Below are 12178 nucleotides of genomic sequence, written 5' to 3' on the forward strand. Positions count from 1 at the left end.
GCGACCCGGCCGGAGGCGACGCTGGAGGTGGTTCCCGTGAGTCCGAACCCGGCGGCACCGGCCGCCGCCTCACCGAGCCGAGGACCGTACTCCTGGGGCATGACACCGGCGAACACGCCGGTCCGGCTGCCGCGCAGGGAGTCCGGGGCGATGCCGGCCCGTTCCAGGCTTTCCCAGCACACCTCGAGGAAGGCACGCTGCTGCGGATCCATGGCCAGCGCCTCGCGCGGCGAGATCCCGAACAGCTCGGCGTCGAACTCGGCCGCGCCCTGGAGGAAACCGCCGTGCCGGACGTAGGTGGTGCCGACCTGGGCGGGGTCGGGGTGGTAGAGGCCGTCGAGGTCCCAGCCCCGGTCGGCCGGGAAGCCGGAGATCACGTCACGCTGCTGGGCGACGACCTGCCACAGCCCCTCCGGCGAGTCCACCCCGCCGGGGAAGCGGCATCCCATGCCGACGATCACCACGGGGTCGTCCTGAGCGGAACCGATCGTGAGGGCCGTCGCGTTGCGACGCGGCTCGGGCGGCATCGGCGACCGCGGGTCACTGAGCGTCGCGGCCAGTTCGGCGGGGCTGGGGTGTTCATAGACCACGGTGGTGGGCAGCGCGCGTCCGGTGGCGGTGACGAGTCGGTTGCGCAGCTCGACGACCATCGAGGAGTCGAAGCCCAGGTCCTTGAACCTGAGACGTGGTTCGACGTCTTCGGCCCGGTGATGGCCGAGGACGGCGGCGGCGTGCGCCCGCACCAGCTCCAGGGCGGCCGGGCCGGTCAGCGACCGGGCCGGCGCGGCCTCGGCTGCCTCCGTGGTGTCCTCCACGAGCGCCGACGCCCCCGACGGTGGCTCGGTGCCGGCCGCCGGCACGGTGGTGACGTCCGTGCGCTGTCCCGAGATCCAGTGCCGGCGCCGCTGGAAGGCGTACGTCGGCAGTTCGGCGCGGGCGGTACCGGCCGGCAGCACAGCCGACCAGTCCACTTCCGCGCCGTGGCAGAAGGCCTCACCGAACGCGAGCAGCAGCCGCTGCGGACCGCCCTCCGCACGGCGCAACGTGCCCAGCGCGGTGACCGGCAGGTCCGCTGCTTCCGCGGTCTGCTGGACGGCGAGCGTCAGCACGGGGTGCGGGCTCATCTCGATGAACAGATCGTGCCCCGCGTCGAGCAGCGCCCGTACGGTCGGCTGGAACCGCACGGGTTCACGCACATTGCGGAACCAGTAGTCGGCGTCGAGGCAGGGGCCGTCGAGTGCTGCCGCGGTCACCGTGGAGTGCAGCGGTACCCGCCCGGCGCGGGGCGCGATCCCGGCCAGCTCCGCGCGCAACGTCTCCCGTACGGCGTCGACGTGCGGGCTGTGCGAGGCGTAGGCGACCGGGACGCGCCGGGCGCGGACGTCCTCGCCGTAGTGCGCGGCCAGCGCGTCCAAGGCATCCCCGTCACCGGCCACCACGGTCATGCCGGGGGAGTTGACGGCGGCGACGCTCAGCTGCGGACGGCCGGTGAGGTCCTCCCGTACCCGGTCGGCGGGCAACGACACGGTGAGCATGCCGCCGCCGCGGCCGGCCAGCGCGCCGAGGGTCGCGCTGCGTACGGCGATCAGCCGGGCCGCGTCGTCGAGGCCGAGGGCCCCGCTGACGGTGGCGGCGGCGATCTCGCCCTGCGAGTGACCGACGACCGCGGCGGGTTCGACACCCGCCGCCCGCCACAGTGCGGCCAGACCGACCATCACGGCCCACAGGGCGGGCTGTACGACATCGTCGCGTTCCAGGGCGGGTGCGCCGGGGCGGGCGCGCAGCACGTCGGTCAGCGACCAGTCACGGTACGGGCGCAGCGCGCGCTCGCAGTCCTCGATGACCCGGGCGAACACCGGTGCGCTGTCGAGTAGTTCCACCGCCATGCCGGCCCACTGCGAGCCCTGGCCGGGGAAGACGAACACTGCCGTGCGGCGGCCTCGGAGGCTGCTGCCCTCGACCGCGGCCGGGCTGACCCGGGCGTCGGCGACCGCGTCCAGCGCGGTGAGCAGGTCGTCCCGGCCGGCACCGACGAGAACGGCCCGGTGGGTGAACGCGGTGCGGTCCTGGGCGAGGGCCCGGGCGACCTCGGTGGCGCCGGACTCCGGGTGCGCGGCCAGGTGTTCGCGGAGCCGGGTGGCCTGCGCGCGCAGCGCCGCGTCACCGCGTCCGGACAGCACCCAGGGGACGGGGCCGGCCTGCCCGCCCGCACGGCTGTCCTCTTGCGGAGTGGTCACGTCGGTCGTCGCGGCGGCGTGGGGCCACTCGCTGAGCACCAGATGACAGTTGGTGCCGCCCATCCCGACGGAGGTCACGCCCGCGACGAGCGGCCGGTCGGGGTGCGGCCACGGCCCGGTGGCGGTGGTGGCGGCGAGTCGCAGCTCGGCGAACGGTATGCCGGGGTTCGGGGTGCGGTAGTTCAGACTCGGGACGAGCGTGCGCTGCCTGAGGCACAGGATGGTCTTGACGAGTCCGGCGACCCCGGCGGCCCCTTCGAGGTGGCCGATGTTCGTCTTGACGGAGCCGAGCCTGAGCGGGTTCCCTGGTGGGCGGGACGGGGCGAAGACGGCGCCCAGAGCTGATGCTTCGACCGGGTCCCCGACCCGGGTGCCCGATCCGTGGATCTCGACGTACTGCGCTTGGTCCAGCGGGATTCCCGCGTGCTTCCAGGCGTCGCGCAGCACACGTTCCTGGGCTTGTCCGTTCGGGGTGGGGAGGGTCTCGCTGGCGCCGTCGCTGCCGACGGCCCCGCCGCGTATCAGGCAGTGGACGCGGTCTCCGTCGGCCACGGCGCGGCTGAGGAGTTTGAGTGCCACCAGGCCGCCGCCCTCACCTCGGACGTAGCCGTTCGCCCGGGCGTCGAGAGCGTAACATCGCCCGTCCGGCGAGAGGCTGCCGAAGGCTGCCAGGGCCTGGGTGCTCTCCGGTGCGAGGTTGAGGTTGACGCCGCCGGCCAGTGCCGCGGAGGACTCGCCGCGGCGCAGGCTCTCGCAGGCCAGGTGCACCGCGACCAACGATGACGACTGCGCGGTGTCGATGACGATGCTCGGGCCCCGCAGGCCGAGGACGTAGGAGACCCGGTTGGCGATGATGCCCCGGTGCAGCCCGGTCACCGTGTGCGCGGAAGTCGCACCGGGTCCGGCCGCGTGGGTGAGCGCCGCGTAGTCGTCGGCGATCGCGCCGACGAAGACGGCGGTGTCGCTGCCGGCGAGTGTGGCCGGGACGATACCGGCGTCCTCCAGCGCCTCCCAGGCGAGTTCCAGCACGAGCCGTTGCTGCGGGTCCATCGCGGCGGCTTCACGTGGGGATATGCCGAAGAATCCGGCGTCGAAAGTGTCGACGGAGGGCAGAAAACCACCGCGGTGCGGCGCCCCGTCCGATAACCTGGCGAGGTGGGCGCGGTCCGGGGGCGGATCTGCTATGGCGTCGCGGCCGTTCCGCAGAAGGTCCCAGAATTCGGCAGGACTCGACCCGCCGGGAAAACGGCAGGAAAGACCGACGACGGCAATGGTCCGGTCGTCGATGTGATCGAATGTCGGCTGTGGTTCCCGGCCCCGGTCCGGCTGTTCCGCATTCTCTTCAGCATCGCCTGATGTGTTTCGTGTCGTGTCAGCCGATGGCGGTCCTGCATATATCTGGGCATGGCGGATCATGGTTCGGATGCTCCCCCCGTGAAGCGCGATCATCGTGCTGCCGACTTGAGGTCTGGCCGCACTTCAAGTCGGCTTCGGACGGTAGCACCGAGCCGCGGGCTCCGTAAACCAAAACCACCCAGAACCTCTCAACGGTTTTCCGGTATCCACCGGGTAACACCACTCACGGCAAAGGGTGGGAGGGGTTCCGAGAATCCGGAACCCGATATACCGCATAATCACGGGAGATCAGCGTGTGGCGTACCCGCGTTGTTGACCACGTGTGAACAACGCGGTCCTGTCGGGGCGCTGAACCTTTTTTCGCGCCGTGGAGAATGCCTCGACGTACGCCGTCACGAGCGGCGACCGGTCGTCACGCCGCCAGGCGAGAACCAGCTGTGTGGGCGGCAGGTCGGCGACCAGCCGGTAGGCGATGCCCTCGACCGCGTGTCGTCGCAGAGCCGATTCGGGTACCAGCGCGATCGCGTGCTGCCACAGCACCGCGTGCAGGCACTCGTCGAGGGAGTGCACCTCGGGACCACCGCCCGACGCGGACGGCTGCCAATGCGCCCGCCAGATCGCATCGACCCCGGCAGGCAACCGGACGGAGCTGCTGTGGTCGATGTCGTCCCTGGTCAGGGAACTCTTCCTGGCGAGGGGACTGTCCGCTGCCACGGCCGCGAAGCAGCGGTCCTCCTGGACGGCGCACACCGTCAGGCCGGTCACGTCGAAGGGCGTCCACGTGATGGCCACATCGATCGCGCCGGCCGCGAGACCCATCGTCGGGTCGGCCAGATCACCCTGTCGCAGGCTCACCACGGCCTCCGGCCGGCTGCGCGCGAAGGTCTGTGCGAAGAGTTCGGACAGGGTGGCCTCGCCCGGCCCCAGTACACCGACCCGCAGCATCCGCGCGCCGGTGGCCCGCCGCGCCACCCGCTCCTTGGCCCGGTCGGCTCCCGCGAGCAGCACCTTGGCCTCTTCGAGCAGGACGTCGCCGGCCGGGGTCAGTCGCATTCCCTTGGGGCCCCGGAGGAACAGCTCGCAGCCCAACTCGGCCTCCAGTTCACGGATTCGCTGGCTGAGTGGAGGCTGGGACATGTGCAGCCGCCGGGCCGCCCGGCTGACATTGCCTTCCTCTGCCACCGTCACGAAGTAGCGCAAGCCCCGTAAGTCCATAGCCGATACGATACCCAATCCTTTGCCACCGGTATCGAAAAGATATTGGATCGCTACGCGAAGTCGTGCTGAGATCGGGACATGAAGAAGCTCTTCGATCGCTTGTTCCGGTCATGCGCCCGCTGTGTCGATCACTGCACACCGCGCCGCTGGAAACGGAACGCCTAAGCCCCGTACATAACTGATCAACATCTTGAAATGGCATACGTGTTCGACGCCGGGGCACTGTTCGAACATCGAGGCTGTGTCAGCGGTCCGCCGTACGTGATGCCCAGCGCCCAGAAAGTCACCTCCCGGATCCTGTCGACGCCGGGAGGGCTTTCGTGTGTGACGGTCTTTGCGCTGATCTGATTCTTCCCCGGCGGATAGGTCAGAGATTCGAACGTTCGCTGGGCGCGGATGCCGGAGTCGACACGGGGAGATGCGCCGGGACGGTGACGCCGGCCGATGGCTCGTCCGTGCCCTTCTTCGCCGGATCCGCCTTGGTGAGCGTGCAGACTCCGTCCACGCAGTTGCGCTCCAGGCGGCCGCGGGAGATGGTCTGCGCCAGGCCGACCATCCAGCAGGTGGGGCAGCCGCGGAAGGCGACCAGACCCAGCGGGGCCGCCACCAGGCTGACCGGGCCGACGACGGGCACCAGGGCGATCGAGCCGATGACCAGCCCGAAGCCGATGACGCCGCGCACCAGATGGCGCGTGACGGACTTGCTCGCGTAGTTCAGCTCGGGTGCCGCCGGCTTCCCGGCGGCCGGGGCCTGCGTGTTCTTCGTGAGCTTCACGGTGTTCAAGGTCGTAACTCTCCTCCGGCTGGACGATCGACTGCTTGATCGGGTGTGTGATCGGGACCCTGATCGGATCCCTGGTCGGTCACGGCCAACGACTGACGCAGGGTCGCGCGGGCTCTGTGCAGGCGCGACTTCATCGCGGGGGTGCTCAGACCGAGCGACCGGGCGACGACGCCACCGGGCAGGCCCTGCACGTCCCGCATGATCAGGACCTGCCGCTGGTCGCGGGGAAGAGCACTGATCGCGGCAGCGACCCGCTCCGCCTCCATCCGGCGCAGCACCGCTTCCTCGGCGGACGGCTCCGCGCACGCCTCCGGTTCGGCCGCCATCTCGTCGCTCCGCGAGACGAGCAGCCGTACCTGCCGGAGGCATTCGTTGCGCACGATGCGGAACATCCATGCGGCGAGCGCACCGGAGGCCCGTAGGGTGCCGATCTTCCGGTAGAGGATGATCAGCGCTTCCTGTGCCGCGTCCTCCGCGTCCTGCGGCGAGGCGCACAGCGATATGGCGAACTTGCGCACATGAGGCTGCGATTCCATGACGACGGTGGTGAGCGAGGTGACGTCACCGTCCTGGGCGGCCTTGATCAGCCGCTCGTCCGGCCAGGAGAAGCTACGGTTCATGCGTCCTACTCATACCCGCAAAGCGCCGCGCCCGCAGGCACTGGTCAGCTCCGGCTCCGCATGCGCTTCGTCAGGTGCCAGCTGCACGCGCCGACGAGCACTGCGCCGATCACTACGATGCCGATGATCATGGTGTTTCCTCCTGGTCTCCGCCGGCCCTCGCGGCCGGTACACCGATAAGAGACGGGGACACCCGAAAAGGATTCAGCTCGGGCCCAAGAAAGTTTCACGGGCCGGCTCACCACCGGCCGGGGCGCCCTTCCGCGGCGCCCGCAGACCCTCCTTGACACCAGGTCGACGTACTCCGGCTCACCTGTTGGTCATGCGAGGGCGCCGGCCGCGCTCGGTGCGGGGACGACGTTCTCCAGGGGCGGCCCCGCGCCCTGAGCCTCCGCGGTGGGCGGCCCGCCGGCCTGGTCGAGCATGCCCTTGAGCACCTCCGGCGGTCCGTGCGCCTGGGCGGGAAGCAGGCGTGCGGACGCGGGGCCGGCACGACGGTGGAAGCACGTGTCCCGGACGGTCCCGGAATTCTCCGGCTCGGTCAGGTGACTGTCCGGGACAGGGCCGAGCCATCTGTGCGCCGGGTGGCGGTTCGCGGCGGTCCTGACGCGAGTCCCGCGCCGCGGCCCGCGCGCCGTCACCCGGCCCGCGCGGATCGCCGGGCGCACCGTGATGCGGGTCCCGCTCGCGGCCGACCACCGCACGGCCCGGGATGGTTGTCCGGATCACGTCCCGGGCAGCGGGGGCATGGCCGAATCGACCGTTGTCCCTCGCGCCGTGGCCGCAGCAGGATGACGTCCGTGGGGAACCCGGGGGAGATCTCACCGTACGAAGCTCAGGACGCCGCCCAGTTCGTCGAGTTGATGCAGCAGCTCAAGGAGCGATCGGAGCTGACGTATCGCGAGCTGGAGGAGCAGGCTGCCCGAAGGGGCGACGTGCTGGCGCGCAGCACGCTGGCCGATGTTCTGCGACGGACGACCCTGCCACGCCCCGACGTGCTGGCCGCGTTCGTCCGTGCCTGCGGGGACGAACAGCGCGTCGACACCTGGCTGGAGGCCAGGGACCGGATCGCCGCAGGTGTCTCTGCCGTGCCCGCCACGGCGCCAGGCCCCGGGCCGGAGTCGGGGGACGGGGACGGGGACGGCGCCACGGCACAACCGCGAACCGAAGAACCCACGACTCCTCGGCCACGCCGGACCAAGGGCCGTGCGGTCGCGCTCGCGACCGCACTCGTCATCCCCCCGCTCGCCCTGGTCGCCTGGTCGTTACTCCCGGACAACTCCGCTGATCCGGACGCGCAGACCGTTCCGGGCATCGCTTCCGGGACCCCCGCCGGCGGCTGGGTCACCATCCACCCCGCCGCCGCGCCCCACCTCTGCCTGACCGACGGACGCGACCGCGACGGCGCCTACGCCAGCGCTGTGGCCGTCCAACTCCCCTGTGCGCAAGCCACGGTGCCGCGCACCTATCTCGAACCGGCCGGCGAGGGCCTCTACCGCATCCAATGGCATCATCCCCAGATGGGGAAGGGCTGCCTGACGATCATGAGTACCGGCCCGGTCAAGGGGATGCTCGAACCCCGTATGGACTGTGCCCAGGCGACCCTGTTCCGTATGGAAGCCGCCTCCGCCGACAGCGCCGGCGGATTCCGGCTCCGTCCGGCCAACAGCAGCAAGTGCATCGGCATCGCCGACGACGACGACCGTACACAGGGAGCCGAGGCGATCGAGGAACCATGTACCGGCGCGGCCGACCAGCGTTACCTCGTCCGGGCGGGATGACGGTCCCGCCCGCACATCTCGTCCTGCTGCCCGGACGTCCGGGCGCGAAGTGATCGAATCGAGTGCTACAATAACCGCGTTGGCCTTCGACGCCCCGACGGGTGCGTTCGAAGGCTTTTTTCATGCCTTCTGACACCTCTGTGCCCTTCACGCCGCCCCCTCACAGCTACCGCGCCCTGCTCCGCAACCGTGAGTTCGCCGGCTTGTACGCCGGCTTCACGCTGACGGCCGCCGCGAGCACCCTGTCGGGTTTCGCACTCGGCACGCTGGTCGACCACCAGACCCGGTCCCCGTTCCTGACCGCCGTGAGCATGTACGGCGCCACGTTCGCCACGGTGTTCGGTGCGCTGACGCTCATGTCGGTCGCGGACGGCAACCGTCCTCGCCGGACCCTCGTCCTGCTCCAGTGCGTCTCGCTGCTGGGCGTGGCCGCGCAGGCGATCCCGGGGCTGCCGCTGGCCGTCCGGTTCGGTCTCCTCCTGGTGCTGGGCTTCTTCCAGTCTCTCGGCACGGGGACACGGATGGGCCTGCTCGCCGAGGTGGTGCCGGCCCCGACGTATGCGCTCGCGCGGTCGCTGATGAACATCACGTCGGGCGGCATGGCGATCCTCGGCTACGCCGTCGGCGCCGTACTGCTGCGGTATCTCAGCCCGCGCGAGGTCTTCGTCGTCGCCGCCGGCCTGACCGCGCTCGCGCTGGGCGTCGTGGCGGCGACCGTCCGGGAACACTCGATCCGGCTGACCCGGCGCCCCGGACTGCGGCAGACCTGGACGACCAACACCGCGCTCTTCTCCCACCCCGGCCAGCGGGCACTGCTGCTGAACCTGTGGGTTCCCAACGGCCTGATCGTCGGCTGCGAGGCCCTGTTCATCTCCTACGCCCCGGACGACGCGGGCACGCTTCTGGCCGCCGGATCGGCCGGCATGCTCCTCGGGGACCTGACGGTCGGGCGCCTGCTCAGCGCCGATCAGCGCCGCCGCTACGCTTTCGCCCTGCGCCTGCTGCTCGCCGTGCCGTACCTGCTGTTCGCCGCCGACCCGTCCACGCTGGTGATGGCGGCCGCGGTGTTCCTGGCCAGTGCCGGGTTCGCCGCCACCCTGCCGCTCCAGGAACAGCTTCTCGCGCTGACCCCGGACCCGGTCCGCGGTCAGGTACAGGGTGTCGAGTCCGCCGGCCGCATGACGTGGCAGGGCATCGGAGCCGCGATCGCAGGCGGTCTCGCCCAGCACCTCGCCCCGGGTACGGCCATCACCGCTGTGGCCGCACTTTCCGTCGTCATCACCGTCTTCTCGCGGCCCTTCGTCGTCCGCGCCCGTCCGGTCCGGCCCGAGACGATCGACGCGTGAGCCGCAGCGGGCCGGCAGTCGGTCACACCGCACCGCTTCCACCAGTGGCTGCCTTGACGCCGGAATGAGGTCCAGGCCGTCATGGGGGCCGACGGGGGAGAGCGCGGCCCCGTCGGTTCCCAGGGCCACGACGGCGGGGCGGGTCCCACGGCCGGCGCGGGGGAGACCCGGGCCGTGATGAGCCCGCGCGGTTCGTGAGTCTCGATGCGGCGGGCGCTGAGGGCCCCGCGCCCTCACACGTCCAGCACATCGGCTTCGACGGATCATGATCCAGGCCGCTGCCGCCCCCGAGGTTCCGCCACTGCCCACCGGCGGCTGCCTGCGGGCCGGCAGCGGCCGGTAGGTGCCGTAGCAGGGGCGGCGGTCGGGGCCCCCGGGTCGCCAGGAGGCTCGACCCGTCACCCCTTTGCCCGAGCGTTGACAAGACGTCGCACCCCTCCCATCATGGGAGCGCTCCCACGGCAGGCTGCGGCCGCCACCCGCGCACGTGCACGATCGCCACCGCACCCCCGCTTCGTTTTCCGTGCCACCGGCGCCGAACGTCCTGCTGACGCGGCGGCGCTTCGCCCGTCCGGCGACATGGTCCGACCCCTGCTGCCCCGCCCGTGCCGCCGGACCACCTAGGGAGGATCCGTATGTCCCCACTGCGCAGACCCGGACGGCCGGCCGGTGCCGGCTTTCGCCCCCTCGCGCGCGGCGCGACCGTCCTGACCGCCGCGCTGGCCCTGCTGTATCCGCTGTCCGGTGTCGCACCCGCCGCACCGCAGGCGGCCGGCGCCGCGGACGTCGGCGTCCAGGTCAACGCCCAGGCGGCGTCGGGCCGGCTGTCCGGCACCGCACGCGGCGTCAACGCCGCCATCTGGGACTCGCACATGAACGATCCCGAGGTCGCCCGCCTGATGAAGGCCGCCGACGTCGGGGCGATGCGCTACCCCGGCGGTTCGTACGCCGACATCTACCACTGGGAGACGCACACGGCGCCCGGGGGGTATGTCGCCCCGGGCACCGGCTTCGACTCCTTCATGGGCACCGTCCGCGCCACGGGGGCCCAGCCGATCCTGATCGCCAACTACGGGTCGGGCACGCCCGAGGAGGCGGCCGGCTGGGTCCGGTACGCGAACGTCACCAAGAACTACGGCGCGAAGTACTGGGAGATCGGCAACGAGATCTACGGCAACGGCCATTACGGCAGCGGCTGGGAGAACGACGAACACGACGACAAGAGTCCCCAGGAGTACGCCCGTCAGGTGCGTGCCTACGCCGCGGCCATGAAGGCCGTCGACCCGACCGTCAAGATCGGTGCCGTCCTCACCGCTCCCGGGGAGTGGCCGGACGGCGTGGTCGGCGAAGGCGATCCCGGCGACTGGAACCACACCGTGCTCTCCCGAGTGACCGACGTCATCGACTTCGTGAGCGTCCACTGGTACGCGGGTGGATCCGACACCACAGCCCAGGACGCCACGGCGAGGCTGGCCAGGCTGCCGGGCGAACTGCGGGAGGTGCGCAGCCAGATCGACCGGTACGCGGGCGCCGACTCGCCGCGCATCGGCATCGCCCTCACCGAGGTCAACGCCAACACCGGTGGCGCTCGACTCACCGCCCGCCCCAACGGTCTGTTCGCCGCCGACGCGTTCATGACGGCCTTGGAGAACGGCGTGTTCACCGTCGACTGGTGGAACACCCACAACGGGGCGGGACGGACCACCACCGTCGACGGCGAGACCGACTACGGCGACATGGGGATGCTCTCCAGCGGCGCCTGTACCGGTGACGTGTGCGAGCCGGCGCCGAACACGCCGTTCCACCCCTACTACGGCATGAAGATGACCAGCGAACTCGGCACCGCGGGCGACACCATGGTCGCCGCCGCGTCTTCCGCGCAAGACGTCTCGGCACACGCCGTGCTCCGTCGCGACGGGCGCCTGAGCGTCCTGCTCGTCAACAAGAACCCGGACGCAGCACGGACCGTGGACCTCCAGTACGCGGGCTTCACCCCGTCCGCCACCGCACCCGAGGTCCGCCGCTACGCACGCGGCGACGACGACATCACCGAGGTCACCGGCGGGGAGGCCTCCGCGTCCCGGGTCACCGTGCCGCCGTACGCGTTGCTCACCGTCACCCTCGAACCGCGGGCCGGCACCGGGCCCGGTGCCTCGGCCGCCGGAACCCCGGGCACCCCGGAACTGGAAGCGGTGACCGACACCACTGCGCGTCTGTCCTGGGCGGGCGCGGTGGGCGCCGCCCGCTACCTGGTGCAGGAGCGCGACGGCGTGCACACCCACCTGGTCGGCGAGACCACCGGCACGTCCGTGACCCTGCGGAACCTGCCGCCGGGCAGCACCCACACGGTCGACGTGCTGGCGGCCGACGCCGCGGGACGGCCCTCCGCCCCGTCTGTCCCGCTGACCTTCACCACCGTCACCCCACCGGACGCCACCTGCGCGGTGACCTACCACCACGACACGGGCTGGGGTGACGGTTTCGTGGCCACGGTCACCGTCCGCAACCTCTCGGAGACGCCGATCACCGGCTGGACCGTGGACTGGGACTGGCCGACCGACCATCAGTCGGTGTCCTCCGGCTGGGGAGCCACGTTCCACCAGACCGGCTCGCACGTGCGGGTGACCGCCTCCGAAGGCGCGGGGCCGCTGGCCCCGCACGGCGGCTCGACGGCCTCCTTCGGATTCGTCGGCGCCAACGACGGGCCCGACCCGGACCCGACGGTCTTCCGCCTCAACGGCACCGTCTGCTCGGGCGGCTGACACCCGGCCCGCCCGGGACCGGAACCGCGGGGCGACCTGCTCCCGGGCGGACCCACCCCGCACTTGTGACGGCG

8 protein-coding genes are annotated in these 12178 nt (G+C 71.3%); 4 read left to right on the forward strand and 4 right to left on the reverse strand.

Annotated features, from left to right (window positions below):
- The coding region (locus ACF1BE_RS31885; protein ID WP_392202531.1) for a type I polyketide synthase at positions 1 to 3524 on the reverse strand (3524 nt) is incomplete at its 3' end.
- 357 nt (positions 3525 to 3881) lie between these two features.
- Positions 3882 to 4808 carry a LysR family transcriptional regulator gene (locus ACF1BE_RS31890; RefSeq protein ID WP_392202484.1) on the reverse strand — a complete coding sequence of 309 codons (927 nt, stop codon included), beginning with the start codon at positions 4806 to 4808 and terminating at the stop codon, positions 3882 to 3884.
- Positions 4809 to 5006: 198 nt separating this feature from the next.
- On the opposite strand from ACF1BE_RS31890, the gene ACF1BE_RS31895 reads away from it, so the two are divergent.
- A complete protein-coding gene (locus tag ACF1BE_RS31895; protein WP_392202485.1) occupies positions 5007 to 5159 on the forward strand; it encodes a hypothetical protein in 153 nt (50 codons plus the stop codon).
- Positions 5160 to 5178: 19 nt separating this feature from the next.
- Here ACF1BE_RS31895 and ACF1BE_RS31900 read toward each other — a convergent pair whose 3' ends face one another.
- Entirely contained in the window at positions 5179 to 5586 is a 408-nt protein-coding gene (locus ACF1BE_RS31900; protein ID WP_392202532.1) for a hypothetical protein, read from the reverse strand.
- A gap of 5 nt (positions 5587 to 5591) precedes the next feature.
- Positions 5592 to 6215: an RNA polymerase sigma factor gene (locus ACF1BE_RS31905; protein WP_392202486.1), complete on the reverse strand. Its 624-nt coding sequence runs from the start codon at positions 6213 to 6215 to the stop codon at positions 5592 to 5594.
- A 791-nt stretch (positions 6216 to 7006) separates the two neighbouring features.
- Here ACF1BE_RS31905 and ACF1BE_RS31910 point away from each other — a divergent pair.
- The 3 genes from ACF1BE_RS31910 to ACF1BE_RS31920 all read left to right on the forward strand — a co-directional run bounded on the left by ACF1BE_RS31910 (position 7007) and on the right by ACF1BE_RS31920 (position 12104).
- The gene (locus ACF1BE_RS31910; protein ID WP_392202487.1) at positions 7007 to 7996 is read left to right on the forward strand and encodes an XRE family transcriptional regulator; all 990 of its coding nucleotides are present in this window, start codon (positions 7007 to 7009) and stop codon (positions 7994 to 7996) included.
- 122 nt (positions 7997 to 8118) lie between these two features.
- Positions 8119 to 9342, forward strand: a complete 1224-nt coding sequence (locus tag ACF1BE_RS31915; RefSeq protein WP_392202488.1) for an MFS transporter — start codon at positions 8119 to 8121, stop codon at positions 9340 to 9342.
- 635 nt (positions 9343 to 9977) lie between these two features.
- Positions 9978 to 12104 carry a cellulose binding domain-containing protein gene (locus ACF1BE_RS31920; protein ID WP_392202489.1) on the forward strand — a complete coding sequence of 709 codons (2127 nt, stop codon included), beginning with the start codon at positions 9978 to 9980 and terminating at the stop codon, positions 12102 to 12104.
- The last annotated feature ends 74 nt before the right edge of the window (positions 12105 to 12178 follow it).

The organism is Streptomyces sp. NPDC014991, from assembly GCF_043080665.1.
Taxonomy (GTDB): domain Bacteria; phylum Actinomycetota; class Actinomycetes; order Streptomycetales; family Streptomycetaceae; genus Streptomyces.